The sequence below is a fragment of the Yoonia sp. TsM2_T14_4 genome, from assembly GCF_049602355.1.
GTDB classification, from domain to species: Bacteria; Pseudomonadota; Alphaproteobacteria; order Rhodobacterales; family Rhodobacteraceae; genus Yoonia; species Yoonia vestfoldensis_A.
On record NZ_CP187137.1, the window covers coordinates 1,837,043 to 1,855,539 of the forward strand.

At 60.6% G+C, this 18,497-nt stretch carries 20 protein-coding genes and 1 riboswitch; of the genes, 9 read left to right on the forward strand and 11 right to left on the reverse strand.

Features of this window, described 5'->3' with window-relative positions:
* Window positions 1-54: 54 nt before the first annotated feature.
* The 7 genes from trmB to miaB all read right to left on the reverse strand — a co-directional run bounded on the left by trmB (window position 55) and on the right by miaB (window position 7,432).
* A complete protein-coding gene (gene trmB, locus ACPF9B_RS09080; RefSeq protein ID WP_424176860.1) occupies window positions 55-768 on the reverse strand; it encodes a tRNA (guanosine(46)-N7)-methyltransferase TrmB in 714 nt (237 codons plus the stop codon).
* 69 nt (window positions 769-837) lie between these two features.
* Window positions 838-2,019 (reverse strand): methionine adenosyltransferase, encoded by a 1,182-nt coding sequence (metK, locus tag ACPF9B_RS09085; RefSeq protein ID WP_007204194.1) that lies wholly within the window; start codon window positions 2,017-2,019, stop codon window positions 838-840.
* Between the two features lie 7 nt (window positions 2,020-2,026).
* Window positions 2,027-2,075, reverse strand: a riboswitch (SAM-SAH riboswitch).
* A gap of 33 nt (window positions 2,076-2,108) precedes the next feature.
* Complete coding sequence (gene lnt, locus ACPF9B_RS09090; protein ID WP_424176863.1) at window positions 2,109-3,590, reverse strand: apolipoprotein N-acyltransferase; 1,482 nt, start codon at window positions 3,588-3,590, stop codon at window positions 2,109-2,111.
* Window positions 3,583-4,470: a hemolysin family protein gene (locus ACPF9B_RS09095; RefSeq protein WP_424176865.1), complete on the reverse strand. Its 888-nt coding sequence runs from the start codon at window positions 4,468-4,470 to the stop codon at window positions 3,583-3,585. Before ACPF9B_RS09095 ends, lnt begins: the two co-directional genes overlap by 8 nt.
* Window positions 4,471-4,502: 32 nt before the next feature.
* Window positions 4,503-4,997 (reverse strand): rRNA maturation RNase YbeY, encoded by a 495-nt coding sequence (ybeY, locus tag ACPF9B_RS09100; RefSeq protein ID WP_424176867.1) that lies wholly within the window; start codon window positions 4,995-4,997, stop codon window positions 4,503-4,505.
* Complete coding sequence (locus ACPF9B_RS09105) at window positions 4,994-5,998, reverse strand: PhoH family protein (RefSeq protein ID WP_007204190.1); 1,005 nt, start codon at window positions 5,996-5,998, stop codon at window positions 4,994-4,996. The genes ybeY and ACPF9B_RS09105 overlap by 4 nt, the downstream gene beginning before the upstream one ends.
* Before the next feature lie 123 nt (window positions 5,999-6,121).
* The gene (miaB, locus tag ACPF9B_RS09110; RefSeq protein ID WP_424176870.1) at window positions 6,122-7,432 is read right to left on the reverse strand and encodes a tRNA (N6-isopentenyl adenosine(37)-C2)-methylthiotransferase MiaB; all 1,311 of its coding nucleotides are present in this window, start codon (window positions 7,430-7,432) and stop codon (window positions 6,122-6,124) included.
* Between the two features lie 111 nt (window positions 7,433-7,543).
* On the opposite strand from miaB, the gene ACPF9B_RS09115 reads away from it, so the two are divergent.
* Window positions 7,544-8,401 carry a glycosyltransferase family 2 protein gene (locus ACPF9B_RS09115; RefSeq protein WP_424176872.1) on the forward strand — a complete coding sequence of 286 codons (858 nt, stop codon included), beginning with the start codon at window positions 7,544-7,546 and terminating at the stop codon, window positions 8,399-8,401.
* 197 nt (window positions 8,402-8,598) lie between these two features.
* On the opposite strand, the gene ACPF9B_RS09120 is transcribed toward ACPF9B_RS09115, so the two are convergent.
* Together ACPF9B_RS09120 and irrA are read right to left on the reverse strand one after the other, a co-directional pair.
* Window positions 8,599-8,757, reverse strand: coding sequence for a hypothetical protein (locus ACPF9B_RS09120; RefSeq protein WP_424176874.1), 159 nt, complete (start codon window positions 8,755-8,757; stop codon window positions 8,599-8,601).
* A gap of 113 nt (window positions 8,758-8,870) precedes the next feature.
* Complete coding sequence (gene irrA, locus ACPF9B_RS09125) at window positions 8,871-9,287, reverse strand: iron response transcriptional regulator IrrA (protein WP_007204185.1); 417 nt, start codon at window positions 9,285-9,287, stop codon at window positions 8,871-8,873.
* Window positions 9,288-9,434: 147 nt separating this feature from the next.
* On the opposite strand from irrA, the gene fabA reads away from it, so the two are divergent.
* On the forward strand, window positions 9,435-9,944 hold the full coding sequence (fabA, locus tag ACPF9B_RS09130; protein WP_007204184.1) for a bifunctional 3-hydroxydecanoyl-ACP dehydratase/trans-2-decenoyl-ACP isomerase: 510 nt from the start codon (window positions 9,435-9,437) through the stop codon (window positions 9,942-9,944).
* A 66-nt stretch (window positions 9,945-10,010) separates the two neighbouring features.
* Here the strand turns inward: fabA and ACPF9B_RS09135 are convergent, their stop codons facing one another.
* The gene (locus tag ACPF9B_RS09135) at window positions 10,011-11,684 is read right to left on the reverse strand and encodes an ATP-dependent nuclease (protein ID WP_424176877.1); all 1,674 of its coding nucleotides are present in this window, start codon (window positions 11,682-11,684) and stop codon (window positions 10,011-10,013) included.
* A gap of 144 nt (window positions 11,685-11,828) precedes the next feature.
* On the opposite strand from ACPF9B_RS09135, the gene ACPF9B_RS09140 reads away from it, so the two are divergent.
* Window positions 11,829-13,058, forward strand: coding sequence for a beta-ketoacyl synthase N-terminal-like domain-containing protein (locus ACPF9B_RS09140; protein WP_424176879.1), 1,230 nt, complete (start codon window positions 11,829-11,831; stop codon window positions 13,056-13,058).
* Window positions 13,059-13,062: 4 nt separating this feature from the next.
* Entirely contained in the window at window positions 13,063-13,854 is a 792-nt protein-coding gene (locus ACPF9B_RS09145; protein WP_007204180.1) for an enoyl-ACP reductase FabI, read from the forward strand.
* A gap of 96 nt (window positions 13,855-13,950) precedes the next feature.
* Here ACPF9B_RS09145 and ACPF9B_RS09150 read toward each other — a convergent pair whose 3' ends face one another.
* Complete coding sequence (locus tag ACPF9B_RS09150) at window positions 13,951-14,385, reverse strand: FKBP-type peptidyl-prolyl cis-trans isomerase (protein WP_007204178.1); 435 nt, start codon at window positions 14,383-14,385, stop codon at window positions 13,951-13,953.
* A 129-nt stretch (window positions 14,386-14,514) separates the two neighbouring features.
* Between ACPF9B_RS09150 and ACPF9B_RS09155 the strand changes: the two genes are divergently transcribed.
* Genes ACPF9B_RS09155 through ACPF9B_RS09175 form a run of 5 tightly spaced genes read left to right on the forward strand, consistent with a single transcriptional unit; the run spans window position 14,515 to window position 18,461 of the window.
* Complete coding sequence (locus tag ACPF9B_RS09155) at window positions 14,515-15,192, forward strand: haloacid dehalogenase type II (protein WP_424176882.1); 678 nt, start codon at window positions 14,515-14,517, stop codon at window positions 15,190-15,192.
* Window positions 15,192-16,010, forward strand: a complete 819-nt coding sequence (locus ACPF9B_RS09160) for an alpha/beta fold hydrolase (RefSeq protein ID WP_424176884.1) — start codon at window positions 15,192-15,194, stop codon at window positions 16,008-16,010. The genes ACPF9B_RS09155 and ACPF9B_RS09160 overlap by 1 nt, the downstream gene beginning before the upstream one ends.
* Window positions 16,007-16,969, forward strand: a complete 963-nt coding sequence (locus tag ACPF9B_RS09165) for a threonine ammonia-lyase (RefSeq protein WP_424176886.1) — start codon at window positions 16,007-16,009, stop codon at window positions 16,967-16,969. Before ACPF9B_RS09160 ends, ACPF9B_RS09165 begins: the two co-directional genes overlap by 4 nt.
* On the forward strand, window positions 16,969-17,754 hold the full coding sequence (pcaD, locus tag ACPF9B_RS09170) for a 3-oxoadipate enol-lactonase (protein WP_424176888.1): 786 nt from the start codon (window positions 16,969-16,971) through the stop codon (window positions 17,752-17,754). The genes ACPF9B_RS09165 and pcaD overlap by 1 nt, the downstream gene beginning before the upstream one ends.
* Window positions 17,755-17,756: 2 nt before the next feature.
* Entirely contained in the window at window positions 17,757-18,461 is a 705-nt protein-coding gene (locus tag ACPF9B_RS09175) for an alpha/beta fold hydrolase (RefSeq protein ID WP_424176890.1), read from the forward strand.
* Window positions 18,462-18,497: the final 36 nt, after the last annotated feature.

Here is an 18,497-nt window from a genome sequence, read left to right on the forward strand (position 1 = left end):
TCACGGGCCCCTATCGTTCGAGCATAAATATCCCCGCCGGAGGCAGATAAGTCCTTAATCCCTGACGAAGGTCAGGTAATGCGGCACGCGGCCTTCGCGCAACGCCTTTTGTTCATAGCGCGTCGAAATCCAGTCAGCCCAAGGCTTGCGCCAATCGGCAGGGGTTTCAGCCAGCCAGTCAAAGCCTTGGCACGGCACTTCTTCCAGCGTCTGGCGGACATAATCGGGAATATCGGTCGCCACGCGCAGCACCGCCCCCGGTTTCATCACGCGGTGCAGGGGGGCCAGATGTTCGGGGGTGACGAACCGGCGGCGATGGTGGCGTTTCTTGGGCCAAGGATCGGGATAGTTCAGGAAGACACGCGAAATCGACTGCGCGGGCAGCACATCGAACAGATCGCGGACATCACCGGGATGCACGGCGAGGTTATCGACCCCGGCCTTGCGGATCTTGCCCAAGAGCATCGCCACGCCGTTGATAAAAGGTTCGGCCCCGATAATCCCGATGCCCGGATAGCTCTGCGCCATATGCACCAGATGCTCACCACCGCCAAAGCCGATTTCCAGCCAGACATCCTTGCCCGCAAACAGCGCGCCCAGATCAAGCGCAAGGCGGTCAGGGTTGGCGTCCCAGCTGACCGGGCCAGGCGACAGCGGGTCGAGGTCATTTTCAAGATAATCGTGCTGGCTCGCACGGATTGTCTTGCCACGAAAGCGGCCATAGAAATTGCGCCAGGGCGCGCCCGAAGGATGTTGTGTCTTGGTCATGCGGCGGCATGTAGCAATCCCGCCGCCGCATGGCAATCGGCGTAAGGTGGATCATGACCCACCTTACCTTTACACCGCGCGGCGCAGGGCCTCGACCAGATCGGTCTTTTCCCAGCTGAACCCGCCATCAGCGTCAGGCGCGCGGCCGAAATGGCCGTAAGCCGACGTGCGGGCATAGATCGGCCGGTTCAGCTGCAGATGTTCGCGGATGCCGCGGGGCGTCAGATCCATGACCTGTGCCACCGCACGTTCGATCGCAACCGGATCAACCTCGCCCGTGCCGTGTGTATCGGCATAGATCGACAAAGGCTGCGCCACGCCAATCGCATAGCTGAGCTGGATCGTGCAGCGGTCTGCCATGCCGGCGGCGACCACATTCTTAGCCAGATAGCGCGCGGCATAGGCGGCGGAGCGGTCCACCTTGGTCGGGTCCTTGCCGGAAAACGCGCCGCCGCCATGCGGCGCGGCACCGCCATAGGTGTCAACGATGATCTTGCGCCCGGTCAGACCGGCATCACCGTCGGGTCCGCCGATCACGAAGGTGCCGGTCGGGTTGACCCACCATTTGGTCGCCTCGGTGATGAAACCCGCAGGCAGGACCTCGCGGATATAGGGTTCGACGATGGCGCGGATATCGGCGCTGGTCTGGCTTTCGAACTGGTGCTGAGTGGACAGCACGATGGATGTCACCTCAACCGGCTTGCCGCCTTCGTAACGCACAGACACCTGACTTTTCGCATCGGGGCGCAGGGTCGGCTCCTGACCCGATTTGCGCACCTCGGCCAGACGGCGCAGGATGGCATGGGCATATTGGATCGGCGCAGGCATCAGCGCATCAGTTTCGGTGGTGGCATAACCAAACATGATGCCCTGATCACCGGCACCTTCATCCTTGCCCTCGGCGGCATCGACACCTTGGGCGATATGGGCGGACTGGCCGTGCAACAGATTAGTGATCTCGCAGGTGGCATGATGGAATGCGTCCTGCTCATAGCCGATATCCTTGATGGCATCGCGTGCGATCCCTTCGATCCGGCCCATGAATTCGGTCAGGCGGGACTTGTCGGTCAACCCGACTTCGCCCCCGATGACAACACGGTTGGTGGTAGCAAAGGTTTCACAGGCGACCCGCGCCTGCGGTTCCTCGGCCAGAAAGGCATCCAGCACCGCGTCGGAAATGCGGTCGCAAACCTTATCAGGATGCCCCTCGGAAACGGATTCCGAGGTGAAAATATAGTCTTGTCTTGCCATGGGGACGTGCTCCGATATGAAAAACCTGTCACGCCAGGAAGCCGTTGTGACAGAACCAACCACCCGTCTATGGTGTGGCGGCGAATGCGTCAATCGCTATCGCGTTTGCGGTTAATGGCGCAGATCGCGATCCCCAGAAGCAGTAACAGCCCGACCGGCCAATCGCCCAAAGCGGTATAGACCGGGGCAGCGCGCACCGCGGGCAATGGTGCATCCAGCGCGCCATCCACGCCCAGCGGCAGCGCTGCGGTAATCCTGCCCTGCGCGTCGATCATCGCGGATATGCCGGTATTGCCCACACGCACCATCGGCAAGCCCTGTTCGATGGCGCGCAGCCGCGCTTGGGCAAGGTGCTGATGCGGGCCTGCCGCCTGCCCGAACCAGCCGTCATTGGTGATCAAAAGCAACAGCCGCGGCCGGTCGGGGCCGGCCACGATTTCCTCGGCAAAGATACCTTCGTAGCAGATCAACGGCACGGCCAACCCGATCCCGGGGATCGCAATCGGCCCCGGCAGCGTGCCTGCGGCAAATCCGCCGCCATCAGCGACGGCAAGGCCACGAATACCGAACCGTCCCAGCAGATCGCCAAAGGGGATATACTCGCCGAAAGGCACCAGATGCTGCTTGTCATAGGTCGCGGTAATCCGGCCGCCCTGCGCCATCACCACCAGCGCATTATAAAACCGCCCCGCGTCATCGACCCGCTGCACCCCGAACACCAGCGGCGCACCGCGTGCGGCCTCGTCCAGCGGACGCAGATCGTCGATGACCTCGTTGAGCAGATAAGGCACCGCCGTTTCGGGCCAGACGATTAGATCGGGCCGGTCGCCTTGGCCTGACAATTCCAGCAATCGGTTAACGAATTGGTCGCGATAGACCGCATCCCATTTTTGGTGCTGCGGTGCATTGGGCTGGACCAACCGCACCATAGGCGCATCCACGGCGATCTGTGGCGCAGCTCCGGGGCGCAGAAGGATGGCCACCAAAAGCAGCGCCAACACTGCCGCCGCCCCCGACCGCCACGCAGGCCGCGCGATCCGCGCCACAGCCAGCGCCGCGACCAGCGTGACCCCCGTCAGCAGATGCGGCCCGCCAATGGCGCTGGCCTGCGCCATCCATGTCGGCACCCAGATATGCCCCAACAGCGCCCAAGGAAATCCGGTCAGGACCAGTGACCGCGTCATTTCAGCCGCCACCAGCAGCAAGGCCAGCATCAACTGGCTGCGCGGCGCGATACGGCTGGCGATCCAGCCTGCGACAGCCCAGAACAGCGCAGCGCCACAGGCCATGAAAATGAGCGCAAAAGGGGCCATCCAGCCATGGCGGGCGGCATCGACCAGAAACGGCTCGACGATCCAGCGCAGCGCAAAGGCGAAATAGCCAAGACCAAAAAACCAGACCCGCCACGCCGCGATACGCGGGCTGGCAACGTCACGGTGCAACACCAGCAACAGGGCCAGTGCGGCGATGGTCGCAGGCCACAGATCAAGCGGGGCCTGCCCCAGCGCCGCCCCCACGCCCAGCGCAAAAAGCACGCCAAAGCGCGCCCAGCGCGGCAGGTTGTCAAGCATCGCGGGTGGTGTTCAGACGTACGCGCAGCCGTTTGATCCGGCGCGGATCGGCATCGACAACTTCGAATTCGGGGCCGTCGGGATGCTGGATCACCTCGCCGCGCGCGGGCAGATGGCCCGACAGCATGGTCACCAGACCGCCCAAAGTGTCGATCTCTTCCTCGTCGATATCGTCATGGTCGGTTAGGTTCATCCCGATCTCGGCCTCGAAATCCTCCAGGTCGGTGCGGGCCTGCGCCAGATAGACACCGGGTTTTTCCATGATCCAGCTTTTCGCCTCGGCGATGTCATGTTCATCCTCGATCTCGCCCACGACCTGTTCGATCAGATCCTCGATCGTCAGCAGGCCATCCGTGCCGCCATATTCGTCGATCACCAAGGCCATATGGATACGTTCCGCCTGCATCTTTTGCAGCAGCACCCCCAGCGGCATCGAGGGCGGCACGAACAGCAAGGGGCGCAGCATGTCGCGCAGGTCAAGATCGGCAGTGCCACCGTTGAACCCGTAGCGCAGCGCGAAATCCTTGAGATTGGCAATGCCGACGGGTGTATCCAGCGTCGTGTCATAGACCGGCAGGCGGGTCATGCCGCTGTCACGGAAGGTATTGACCAGATCATCCTTGGTGATGGTCAGTGGCACGGCGACGATGTCGGTCTTTGGCACGGCCACGTCTTCGACCCGTTTGCGGCGCAGGTTCAACATGCCCAGCACGGTCGGTTCGGGAGCTGAAACGCCCTGTGCTATTTCGCCGGTTTCGCCATTCATGACCTTGGGCTTGAAACCCAGCCCAAAACGCGCCAGCAGGCCCGGCCGTTCGTCTTTGTGGTTCTGTTGCGCGCTTTGCGCTGCGCTAGAAGAACCGTCGCCCTGATCGCCCATCGTATCCTTATCCGTGGGGCGGTTTGCCCCGTTCAATCTCTATATGGGTTATCAACACCCATCTTGCCAAGTATCTCAACCTCTAAACCCTCCATCAGGGTGGCATCAAGGTCACGCTCATGATCAAATCCCAGCAGATGCAAGGTGCCATGCACCAGAAGATGCAGACAATGATGAATAAATTGTGACCCTGCGGCCTCTGCCTCGCGCAGGCAGGTGTCATAGGCGATGGCGATATCGCCCAGTTCGGCGTCCATGACAGGGTCGGGCGGCAGCGGCATCTCTCCGGCGACGGCGGGCGCGCGTTCATCCGAGGGCCAGCTCAGGACATTGGTCGGCGCCGGTTTGCCACGGAAATCTGCGTTCAGCGCGGCGATGCGGGCATCGTCACAGGCCAGAACCGCGATCTCGAACACCGACGGTTCCAGCCCCAGCCGGTCAAACACCGCATCACTGGCCTGTTGCGCCAGCGCGTCGATATCAACCGCCGCCCAACGCAAATCTTCGACCACGACATCGACGCTCACTTGGGGTCGTCCGCCTCGTAGGCTTCGATGATCGCAGCGACCAGCGGGTGGCGCACCACGTCTTTCGAGGTGAAATAGTTAAAGCTGATCTTGGGGATATGTTTCAGCAGGCGTTCGGCATCCCACAGGCCCGAATTGACACCGCGCGGCAAATCGATCTGCGTGCGGTCGCCGGTGATCACCATGCGTGACCCTTGGCCCAGACGGGTCAGGAACATCTTCATCTGCATGGTGGTGGCGTTCTGCGCCTCGTCCAGCACGACAAAGGCATTCGACAGCGTGCGCCCGCGCATGAAGGCCAAAGGCGCGATTTCGATCACCTTTTCCTCCATCATCTTGGCGGCCTGTTTGCCCGGCAGAAAATCGTTCAGCGCGTCATAAAGCGGCTGCATGTAAGGATCGACCTTGTCCTTCATGTCGCCGGGCAGATAGCCCAGTTTCTCGCCCGCCTCGACCGCGGGGCGCGACAAGATGATCTTGTCGACGTGGCCGTTGATCAGCATGTTCACGCCAACAGCGACCGCCAGATAGGTCTTGCCGGTACCAGCCGGGCCGATGCCAAAGGCCATTTCATGATCGAACAGCGCCTTGACATAGGCTTTTTGCGCCTCGGTGCGGGGTTCGACCAGCTTTTTGCGGGTCTTGACCTCGACCCGTGCAATCTCGCCTTTGAACAATTCGATCTGGTCGACAGGCCCGGGCGCACCGGCAGGCCCCATGCGCAATTCGCGGTCGATATCGCCAGCCTCCAGCGAGCGGCCCTGCTCGAGCCGTTGGTACAACGATTTCAGGACTTCGAGCGCGTCATGACGCGGCCCCTGCTCGCCGATCACCGCCAACAGGTTGCCGCGGCGCAAAATCTGCACGCTCAGCTTGTCCTCGATGGTGGTAAGATTGCGGTCATATTCACCGCACAGGTCGATCAACAAAAAGTTGTCGGGAAATTCCAGAACGGATTCAGTGATGTCGTCAGCGGGCGGGGTCAATGCACCAGTGGCCAAACAGCTCTCCTTTGAGTCTATATTTAGCTATCGTGGCAAGTCGCACCGCAAGGCGCAAGGCGGCAGTTGGGATTGCGACAATATAGTTCCGCAAACACCGCGTAAGGTGGATCTTGCCCCACCCTACCCGATCAATTCACCCTTGAGCGAATTGGCGCTGTCCTGCACGATCCGCACGCGGCGCACCTGCCCCAGCACCGTGGCGGGGGCATCGGCATAGACGGCATGCAGATATTCGGATTTGCCGATCATCTGGCCTGCCTCGCGCCCTGCTTTTTCGAACAAAACCTTGACTTCGCGGCCGATCATGCTGGCCTGGGTCTGTTGTTGCTGGTCGCGCAACAGGGCCTGCAGGCGCTGCAAACGCTCATTCATCACGTCATCGGGCAGTTGCGGTTTTTCAGCGGCCGGCGTGCCGGGGCGGGTGGAATATTTGAACGAATAGGCCTGCCCGTAATGCACGTCGCGCACCAATTGCAGCGTGTCCTCGAAATCCTGATCCGTCTCGCCGGGGAAACCCACGATGAAATCGCCCGACAACAAGATATCAGGGCGCGCGGCGCGGATACGGTCGATCAGGCGCAGATAGCTTTCGGCGGTATGTTTGCGGTTCATCGCCTTGAGAATACGGTCAGACCCCGATTGCACCGGCAAATGCAGATAGGGCATCAGTTTTTCACAGGTCCCATGCGCGTCGATCAGTGCCTGATCCATGTCATTGGGGTGGCTGGTGGTAAAGCGGATGCGTTCGAGCCCGTCGATTTCGGTCAGCGCCCATATCAGGCCCGCCAACCCGCGCTCATGCCCGTGATAGGCGTTCACGTTCTGGCCCAAAAGCGTCAGTTCGCGCACGCCCGCATCGACCAGTTCACGCGCCTCGCGCAGGATCCGGTCAGCAGGGCGCGAGACCTCGGCACCGCGGGTATAGGGTACGACGCAAAAGGCGCAGAATTTGTCGCAGCCTTCCTGTACGGTCAAAAACGCGGTCGGACCGCGCTTGGCCTTTGATCGTGTCTTCAGCGTCTCGAATTTGTCATCTTCGGGAAAATCGGTATCGAGCGCCTTGGCACCCCCCTGCACGGCCGCATCCATCGCAGGCAGACGGTGATAGCTTTGCGGGCCGACAACCAGATCGACCATCGGCTGGCGGCGCATGATCTCTGCCCCCTCGGCCTGTGCCACGCAGCCTGCCACGCCGATTTTCAGATCGGGTTTCGCGTCTTTGAGCACCTTCATGCGGCCCAGTTCGGAATAGACCTTTTCCGCCGCCTTTTCGCGGATATGGCAGGTGTTCAGCAGGATCATATCCGCGTCTTCGGCATGGTCGGTCTGCACATAGCCCTGCCCGCCCAGCGCCTCGGCCATGCGTTCGCTGTCATAGACGTTCATCTGGCAGCCATAGGTCTTGATAAAGAGCTTTTTGGGCGCAGTCATAGGTTCGATCCGGTGCTGAGGTTGCGGGCGTTCTAGCGGCTTGGGGCTTTGCTTGCAATGCGGCGCGATCTGTCACAATTTGCGCGTGTCTTTCACGGATACCCGCAGCACATGCATTACACCAGCCTGTCCGCCCTGACCGCCGATAAAACGCGCGCCCTGTCCAAAGGGCCGATCTGCCTGATCCTGATCGAAGATCAGGTCGCGGTGGAGCAAACGATCCGGCATCATGCGGCCCTTGGTTTCAGCACGCTGATCGCGTTTTGCGATCCGGCCATCGCCCTGCCTGCGGATATCGCACTGCACCGCGTCGACCATGACGTGACCCAGCCAGAGGCCCTGCCTCACATCATCAACACGGTCAGTGCAGCCGCGCGTGGCGCGTGGATATATCACTGCTACAACGCCGAATTCCTTTTCTTTCCGTTCAGCGCGGATCGCACTCTGCGCGAGATGCTGACCTTCGTGACCGAAGAACGGCGCCACAGCGTGATGACCCATGTGATCGACCTGTACGCCCGCGATCTGACCACCCACCCCGATGCGGTAGACCTGGAAGAAGCATGGTTCGACAGTGCGGGCTATTTTGCGATACCGCGGCGTGATGCGGCGGGTGCTGTGCTTGACCGGCAGGTGGATATCTGCGGCGGCCTGCGCTGGCGGTTTCAGGACCATGTCCCGCCCGCACGCCGCAGGCTGGACCGCGCGGCCCTGTTCCGCGCGGCCAAGGGCGTTGTCTTGGGGCCGGATCACCGGTTAAGCGATCCTGAATACAACACCTATGCCTGCCCATGGCACCACAGCGTGACCGCTGCCATCTGTTCGTTCCGCGCGGCCAAGGCTTTGCGGCGCAACCCCGGCAGCCGTGATGCGATAGCCACGTTTCACTGGTCGAAATCAGTGCGTTTTACATGGCAGGCGCAGCAACTGCTCGATCTGGGTATGATGGAGCCCGGGCAATGGTTTTAAGTGTCGCGCCTTTGACGTGCGGCCATGATGCATAGGGCCAATCGGTCGCGCGCCGCACCAGCCCTGCGCGGACGGGGGCCGTCGTGATCAGGTGCAGATGCAGCGCAAAATCGCCCTCATCCTCGATCACATGTTCCCAGAACCGGCGCTGCCAGATGCCTTTTTCGCCACGGCGTTTGTGGACCGCGGTCAGATTGTCAGGCACAGGCAGATGCCGTGAAAAGGTAGATGTGATCATCCGCAGGCAGGATCACGGCCACATCGATGCGAAACGGCGCTTGTTTGTGGCACAGGCGCACCGCATCGCACAGCAGGCCGATCCGTGCGGTCAGCAGGTCCGACCGCTGGTCCTGCAAACGGACGGTACAGAAATAGGTCCCGCCGGGGACATAGCGCCGGATATATGTGACATCCGGTCAGCGTAAACCAGAATGGTCAGTTGATCATGCAGGCTGGATTGCAATCCACCTTACTTGCGGCGCAGCCGGATCACGACATCGACCGATGCAATCTCGGCGCCTGCGGGCGCATGCGGCAGGCGGCGAATTTCCAGCTGATCGGCAGGCGCGTCCGTCAGGCTGGCCGTGTCTTCCCAATAGAAATGCGGATGATCGGTCATATTGGTGTCAAAATAGCTTTTCGAGCCATCAACCGTGATCTCGCGCATCAAGCCGGCCTCGCAAAAGGCGCGCAGGGTGTTGTAGACCGTCGCTAAAGACACCTTTTCACCCGCGGCACTGGCGGCGTCAAACAGGCTTTCGGCGGTGACATGGCGGTTCTGCCCGTCGCCCACCAACAGGTCGGCCAGCGTCAGCCGCTGCCGCGTCGGGCGCAAGCCTGCGCCTGCCAGCCAGTCGGTTCCGCGGTGGTTGTCCATGTCTTTCATCAGGTCTGTCCCTTGCCTCGCCCTTAATATGGGAAGAAACCCGCCAAAATCAAACGAAAAGACACAGGCCCACCCTTGGTCTTGCCCTCACGGAGCGCGCGGTGATACTGGTCGGATCACACCGCAAACAAGAACGAGACCCCCGCCATGGCCGATTTCCCCACCAGTTTCGACAAAGAAGCCCTTTTGCAATGCGCCCGTGGCGAATTGTTCGGCCCCGGCAATGCGCAACTGCCCGCGCCGCCGATGCTGATGATGGACCGCATCACCGAGATTTCGGGCGACGGCGGCTTGCACGGCAAGGGCCATGTGGTGGCCGAATTCGACATCACGCCGGATTTGTGGTTCTTTGACTGCCATTTCCCGGGCAACCCGATCATGCCGGGCTGTCTGGGGCTTGATGGGCTGTGGCAGCTGACGGGCTTCAACCTTGGCTGGCGCGGCTGGCAAGGGCGCGGCTATGCTTTGGGTGTGGGCGAGGTCAAGCTGACCGGCATGGTCCGCCCCGACCGCAAGATGCTGACCTACAAGGTCGATTTCACGAAAGCCCTGCAAACCCGCCGCCTGACGATGGGCGTGGCCAACGGCATCGTCGAGGCTGATGGGGAAGTGATCTATCAGGTGACGGATATGAAAGTGGCGCTGAGCGAGAGTTGAGGGTTAGCGACATCGGTTACCTGTTTTGCCAGCAAGGATGATTGCTAACATAGATTGGTGACGAGACTAGAAAGCTCTTGCTATCTTCTTGATTAGCCGAGCCATTTCCGGAATATCGGCACTGTTCAATGAACAATTTCTAAATCTCTCTAACGCCGCTTGCTTCAAATTACTTTTAGCTGACTTTTTTGCTGAGCTGTTTGCTGATCCAAGTGCCAAAACGTCGTCAACGCGCTGTGCATACACGTCTCTAAGAATGGCCTCTGGTAGCAGCCCTTCAATACACTCTCGACCCGGCTTATCAATACCAATGGAACAAAAGTGTTTGTCAACCTCTAGTCCAATTGACCTAAGCTTTGTGGTTACCTCATGTTCCGCATCAAGATCGAAAGTTATATAAACTTTTTCAAGTCTTGACAGCATGAACTGAAGAACTTGGGTATTCTTTAGAGCATCCTTTCCACCATAACCCACCACCTCAACATCAGCAGGCAGCGCATATATCTCAGGAAATTTATCCCTCAGTATATTGAAATACTCAACATCTATTGCACCCTCAACAAGTACAATTTTTGAGTTTGCCGATCCAACAATCTTCTTCCACGGAATGAACTCATCAGATACCACACCTAGATTGGCCGCAAACGGTAACATCCAATCATCGCCTGACGTATCTACTCGCTCAGTCTCCTTCAACTTGCTGCGTGTGACCTTTCTTTCCAGCAGCAAATTTGCTTCCGGACTAGTTTGATTAAGCATGTAAGGACTATGAGTAGTCGTAAGGATTTGAATTCCAAAATCTGCTGAAAGATTATTTAAAACTTTACCAAATTCCGCCTGCGCTGAAGGATGCAGAAAGCTTTCCGGCTCTTCTACAATGACTATAGGTGTTGATCTACTCTCAGACGACTGGGATTTTCGGATACGATCGGCCTCTAGGACCGAGATCAGCACCCGCGTTCTATTTTGAGTTCCAGAACCCCAGCCACCCAAATTAGTATCTACGCTCTTATCATTGAGTTTTACATTTAGTGGAAAGCGTGAAGAACCGCTTCGCTCTAATGTTGTTAACTCAACTTCATAGTTCTCGCCTAACCGACCCAAAAGCTGACTCAATTCTTCCTTATGCTGTTTTGCAGCGTTTTTCACCTTACTTGATAAGTTTCGCTCGGCATCCGCTATTTTATTTCTATCCTCTTGTGAAAAATGCGATTCCAAAACCTCTGTCATTTCTCCAGATAGATAGTAAATCCTTCTATTTGGCGAAGTGGAATTATGAACCACAAGATTTGACGCTGATTTTAATTTCTTAGCAATTTCGCTTGAATTTTGACTATCAAGGTCAGTCCCATTAACGCGACAGGCCAATTGTCGCTCGCCCGATTTATAGAAAGTTTCTGTGAGGCGGACTCGGGCGATTTCTCCCTCAATCGGAGTAGGAGCAAACTTATCAACAACAAAAAATACCTCAGCATCGTCGTGCCGATGAAGCTCCAGGCGGACAGAGATCTCCATTTCGTCGGAAGAAGACCACTGTGTATGGTCACGAGAAAACGACAGTGAGTTCTCACCATACAAATAAGGCCGATCTTCATCATCAAGGAAGTGCCGGATTATGGTAACAACAGCTGTTTTCCCTGCGTTGTTACGACCGCTTAAAGTACAAAAATCATACCCGAACTCGACTGTCAAATCCTCAAGCGTGCGAAAGCACTTTGCTCCAACTTCACGTAACTTCATGCCAAGTCCAGCTTCTACAAAACACCCCTAGGTAGTATATGCCGTACCCAACGCGCTTGAAAGCGGAAAGTGCTTGCACCCTCCCCCACTTGCCCCGCCCCCTCCTCTCCCCTACACACACCCAAAGCCAGTTAGGGAGGCCGCATGCGCCGTGTTGTCATCACCGGGTTGGGGATCGTCTCGCCCATCGGGAATAATACCACCGAAGTCACCGCCGCGCTGAAGGCCGGCACGTCCGGCATCGTCGCAAGCGCGGAAATGGCCGAACACGGCTTTCGCAGCCGCGTGGCCGGCACGCTCAAGATCGACGTGGCCGATCATGTGGACAAGCGCACTTTGCGCTTCATGGGCCCCGGTGCCGCCTATGCCCATATCGCGATGGGCCAGGCGATTGCCGATGCGGGGCTGACGCAGGACCAGATCGTCAATCCGATGACCGGCCTGATCGCGGGGTCGGGCGGCCCGTCGACATCGGCCATGTTCGCTGCCCATAACGTCGTCACCGAAACGGGCGCGACCAAGCGGATCGGGCCTTTTGCGGTGCCCAAATGCATGTCCTCGACAATCAGCGCGAATCTGGCGACGGCGCATCAGATCAAGGGGATGAATTTCTCGATCACCTCGGCCTGTTCCACCAGCCTGCATTGCATCGGCATGGCGGCGCAACAGGTGGCGCTTGGCACGCAGGACATCATGTTCGCAGGCGGCGGCGAGGAGCTGGACTGGACACTGTCGTGCCTGTTTGACGCGATGGGCGCGATGTCCTCGAAATACAACGACACGCCAGAGCGCGCGAGCCGCGCGTTCGACGCAGGCCGCGACGGGTTCGTGATCGCAGGCGGCGGCGCAATCGTGGTGCTGGAAAGCCTTGAAGGTGCCTTGGCGCGCGGCGCGAAAATCTATGCTGAAGTGACTGGCTTTGCCGCAACCTCCGACGGGGCCGATATGGTCGCCCCATCGGGCGAAGGCGGCGAACGCGCGATGCGCGGCGCGCTGCGCACCCTGCCAGCGGGACGCAAGATCAGCTATATCAACGCGCATGGCACATCGACCCCCGTCGGTGACGTGGGCGAGGTCGAGGCCGTGCGCCGCGTCTTTGGTCGTGGCACCACCCCGCCGATCAGTTCCACCAAGTCGATGACCGGCCACAGCCAGGGCGCCACAGGTGCCCAAGAGGCGATCTATTGCCTGCTGATGTTGCAGGACGATTTCATCGCGCCGTCAATCAACGTAGAAACGCTGGACCCCGCGCTCGATCCGGCCGAAATTGCGATGGTGCGCGTTGACAATGCGGGGCTGGACACGGTGATGACCAATTCCTTCGGCTTTGGCGGGACCAACGGGTCGATGCTGTTGTCGAAATATCAAGGGTAAGACGATGACGATCACATTGCAGGGCAAACGCGGGCTGATCATGGGCGTGGCCAATGAACGGTCCATCGCTTGGGGCATCGCCAAAGCGATGGCTGATGCGGGCGCAGAGCTCGCGTTTTCCTATCAGGGCGAGGCGTTCGGCAAGCGGCTGGAACCGCTGGCGCAATCGGTCGGTTCCAGCATGATGGTCGATGTCGATGTGACAGACGAAGCCAGCATGGACGCCGCCTTTGCGATGATCAAAGACACATGGGGCACACTCGATTTCGTGGTCCATGCCATCGCTTTTTCCGACAAGAATGAATTGGCAGGCCGGATCATCGACACGAGCCGCGAAAATTTCAAAAACTCGCTGACGATTTCGTGCTATTCTTTCATCGACGTGGCCAAACGGGCCTCCGCGTTGATGCCAAACGGCGGCACCTTGTTGACGCTGACCTATCAGGGGTCCAACCGCGTCACGCCATTTTATAACGTGATGGGCGTGGCCAAGGCAGCACTCGAATCAGCCACGCGCTATCTCGCGAACGATCTTGGCCCCCAAGGCATCCGCGTCAACGCGATCAGCCCCGGCCCGATGAAAACCCTTGCTGGGGCGGCCATCGGCGGGGCGCGCAAGACCTATAAGCATACCGAACAAAATACCCCCCTGCGCGCGAATGCCACGCTAGAGGCGGTGGGCGGCACCGCCGTCTATCTTGCCTCGGACGCAGGGGCCTGCACCACAGGCGAGATCATCCGCGTCGATGGGGGTTTCCACGTGTTGGGAATGCCACAGCCCGACCATCTGGTCTGACCTGCACCTTCTTATTTCCCCAAATACTCGCGGGGGTATGGGGGCGGCGCCGCCATACCCGCCCCGGACTTGATCCGGGGCCTCTTCTCCGCGGGCTCAGGCGGCCTTGATCGCCACGACTTCGACCGCGAAGGTCAAATCCTTGCCAGCAAGAGGATGGTTGGCATCCAGCGTCACTTCGGTCTCGGTTACGTCTGCGACAGTCACCGGCACCACCTGCCCCTGTGGGGTCTGCATCTGCAATTGTGTGCCCGGATCAAGCGGAATATCAGCCGGAATATTGTCGCGCGGCACCGCCTGCAGAGCCTCGGGATTATGCGCGCCATAAGCCTCTTCGCACGGGATCTGCACAGTTTTCTTCTCGCCCACACTCATGCCGGGGATCGCGGCATCAAGGCCCGGAATGATCTGGCCGGAGCCGATCACGAATTCCAGCGGATCGCGTCCCGCAGAGCTGTCGAATGTCACGCCGTCCTGCAGGGTGCCGGTGTAATGAATCTGGACTTTATCGCCCGCTTTAGCCTGTGTCATCGCGTCTTTCCTTTCGTTTTCTCAATAAATCGCACCCCCTACCTAGGAAGGCCGGTCCCTGATTGCAAATCGCTTTGCCTCTTTCCGCCGCCGCGCCGCCGTGCTTAGGTCGCGTGAAAGGAGGCCGCCATGCCGATTACGACCTGTGTTTTCGATGCCTATGGCACGTTGTTCGACGTGAATGCGGCGGCGGCGCAAGCCGCGGATGACCCCGATTTCCCGCGTCTTGCGGATCTGTGGCCGGCGGTTGCCCGCGACTGGCGGCGCAAGCAGCTGGAATACACCTGGCTGCGCGCCGTGGCCGACCGGCATTGCGATTTCTGGCAGGTCACGCAGGACGGGCTGGATTGGGCGCTCGCGGCGCAGGGGCTGGAAGATCCCGCCTTGCGCGCCCGCCTGTTGGCGCTTTATCGCCAGCTGCCAACCTATGCAGAAGTCCCCGCCATGCTGGCCGCGCTCAAGGCACGCGGGCTGACCACCGCGATCCTGTCGAACGGATCGCCCGATATGCTGAACGCCGCCGTCGCCTCGGCGGGGATCGCGCCGCAGCTTGATGCCATCCTGAGCGTCGAGACCGTGGGCGTCTTCAAACCACATGCCCGCGTGTACGATTTGGTGGGCGCCCAGTTCGGCTGCGCCAAGGATGAGGTATTGTTCGTGTCCTCCAACGGCTGGGACGCGGCGGGTGCGGCAGGTTACGGGTTTCGGACAATCTGGGTCAACCGGGCCGGTGATCCGCCCGACAGGCTCTATGCCGATCCACACCATACACTGCGCAATCTTGTCAGCATTCCGGATCTGCTCTGATGCCCCGTTTCACCACGCCTGATGGCCTGTCACTGCATTACACCGATACAGGCAGCGGCCTGCCGGTGATGGCACTGGCGGGGCTGACGCGTAATGGTGCGGATTTCGACCATGTCGCATCGCATCTGCCGGTGCGCCTGATCCGGCCCGATTATCGCGGGCGCGGGCAGTCGGATTGGGCCGATCCCGCGACCTACACCATTGCGCATGAAGCCGCCGACGTGCTGGCACTGATGGATCATCTGGGGCTGGACCGCGCGGCGGTGCTTGGCACCTCGCGCGGGGGGCTGATCGCGATGCTGCTGGCCGCGACTGCCAAGGACCGGCTGATCGGGGTCGCGCTCAACGATATCGGGCCAGAGATCGCGCCCGCCGGTCTGGCTGTTATCAAAGAGTATATCGGGCGCAACCCACCGCAGAAAACCTATGCCGCAGCGGCAGAGGCGCGCGCGAAACTCTGGACCGATTTCGCGCAGGTCCCGATGGACCGCTGGTTGGCCGAGGTGCGTGCGCATTACGCGCAAACCCCCGACGGGCTGATGGTCCGCTATGACCCGCGCCTGCGCGATGCGGTGCTGGCGGCGGGTGCGCAGCCGGTGCCGGACCTGTGGCCCTTGTTCGACGCGTTTCAGGACCTGCCGCTGGCCTTGATCCGTGGCGCGAATTCCGACCTTCTGACTGTGCAGACCGCTGACGAGATGGCCCGCCGCCGCCCCGACATGATCCGCACCGACGTGCCGGGGCGCGGGCATATCCCGTTTCTGGATGAACCACAGGCGCTTTCTGCGCTGCATGCATGGCTGGAGGAAATGCAATGAATATCGAGATGATCCGCGCGGCGGCCCAAAGGCTCGCGGGCCATGCGCGGCGCACGCCGATCCTGACCTCGCCGTTTCTGGATGCGATCGCGGGGCGGCGGGTGTTTGTGAAGGCCGAATGCCTGCAACATACCGGATCATTCAAGTTCCGTGGCGGCTGGTCGGCGGTATCGGCCCTGCCAGCCGAGGCCCTGCAAAAGGGTGTGATCGCCTTTTCCAGCGGCAATCATGCCCAAGGCGTGGCCTTGGCCGCGCGCAGCCATGGCGCGCCTGCGGTGATCATCATGCCCGCCGATGCCCCTGCGGTGAAGATCGCCAATACCCGCGCCTTGGGGGCAGAGGTCGTGCTTTACGACCGCACGACCGAGGATCGCGATGCCATCGGTGACAGGCTGGCCGCCGCACGCGGGCTGACGCTGATCAAGCCCTATGACGAACCGCAGGTCATCGCCGGCCAAGGCAGCTGCGGGCTGGAAATCGCGGCCCAGATGACCGCGCTTGGCGTGACCAGCGCCGATGTGATGGTCTGTTGCGGCGGTGGCGGGCTGACATCCGGCATTGCGCTGGCACTGGCTGCCGATGCGCCCGGCCTGCGCACGCGACCCGTGGAGCCCGAAGGCTTTGATGATGCGACACGGTCATTGGCCAGTGGCCGGATCGAACGCAACGCACGGCTGTCAGGCTCGCTTTGCGATGCGATCATCACGCCGCAGCCCGGCAATCTGACCTTTCCGATCATGCAGGAACATTGCGGGCCGGGCGTGGTGGTGAGTGAGGATCAGGCGTTGCAGGCGATGGCGCTGGCCTTTGACCGGCTGAAAATCGTGCTGGAACCCGGCGGTGCGGTGGCGCTGGCGGCCGCGCTGTTTCATCCTGATGCCAGCGAAGGCGATGCAGTGATCGCCGTGGCGACAGGCGGCAACGTCGATCCCGCGATCTTTGCCAAGGCGCTGGCCTGATGCAGGTGATCCGCGACGGCGTGGCGCTGGATTATGACGTGACAGGGCCGGATGACGGCCCGCCTGTGGTCTTTGCCAATGCGTTGGGAACAACACGCGCGATCTGGGATCAGGTATTGGCAGGTTTGCCCGCCGGTCTGCGGATCATCCGCTATGACATGCGCGGGCATGGCGCATCAGATGCGCCGGATGGCCCCTATAGCATGGGCCAGCTGGTCAGCGATGCCGAAGTGGTTTGCGATGCCGCAGATGTGCGCGATGCTGTGTTCGTCGGCCTGTCCGTCGGCGGGATGGTCGCCCAAGGGCTGGCGGTCAAACGCCCCGATCTGATCCGCGCGCTGGTCTTGTCCAATACCGCCGCCAAGATCGGCAATCCCAAGCTGTGGCAGGACCGGATCGACACGGTGCGCACCAAAGGATTGCCCGCCCTGTCGGACACCGTGCTGCAACGCTGGTTTGCGCGGGGGTTTTATGGCACGCCCGCGATGCAGCCGTGGCGCGCGATGCTGGAAAGCACGCCGGTTGCGGGCTATACCGGCACCTGCGCGGCCATCGCTGGCACCGATTTCTATACGCCGACCGCGGGCTTGCGCATCCCGACGCTGGGGATCGCGGGAATTGATGACGGGTCAACACCGCCCGATCTGGTGCGCGAAACGATCGATCTGGTCCCTGGGTCGCAATTCGTACTGATGCGCCGCGTGGGCCATCTGGCCTGTGTCGAAGACCCCCAAACCTATGCCGCGCATCTGGCGGATTTCATGAAAGCAGTCGGCCATGTCTGATCATGTCTGATTTCCTGCTGATCCACGGGTCCTGCCACGGGGCATGGTGCTGGGAGGATCTGATCCCGCATCTGACCGCCCATGGCCACACGGCACGCGCCATCGACCTGCCGTCGCATGGGCAGGACACCACAGCGGCGCACAAGGTGACGCTGGACCTTTACGCCAGCGCGATTGTTGCGGCGATTGACACGCCGGTCATTCTGGTGGGCCATTCCATGGCGGGCTATCCGATCACCGCCGCGGCAGGGCTGGCCCCCGATCGAATCAGCGCGCTGGTCTATCTATGCGCCTATGTGCCGATGGCGGGCAAGTCTCTTGCGGATATGCGCCGGATGGCGCCGTCGCAGCCTTTGCTGGATGCGATCATCGTGGATGATGCGCGCGTGACCTTCAGCGTCGATCGGGCCAAGGCCACCGAGAAATTCTATCACGATGTCCCGCCCGCTCGTGCCGCTTGGGCGATTGGCCAACTTGGCCCACAGCCGATCCTGCCACAGGAAACGCCGCTGGAGCCACGCCACACCCTGCCGCGCCATTACCTGCGCTGCACCGATGACCGCACGATCCCGCCGGCGTTTCAGTCGACGATGACCGCAGACTGGCCCGCCGGCACAGTCAGCGATTTGCCCACATCGCATTCGCCTTTCTTGTCCGATCCCGCGCTTTTGGCGCAGCATCTGGACCGGATCGCAAGGGCGCTCTGAATGACGCTTGCAAAGCCGAGCGAACCGCCTAACGCT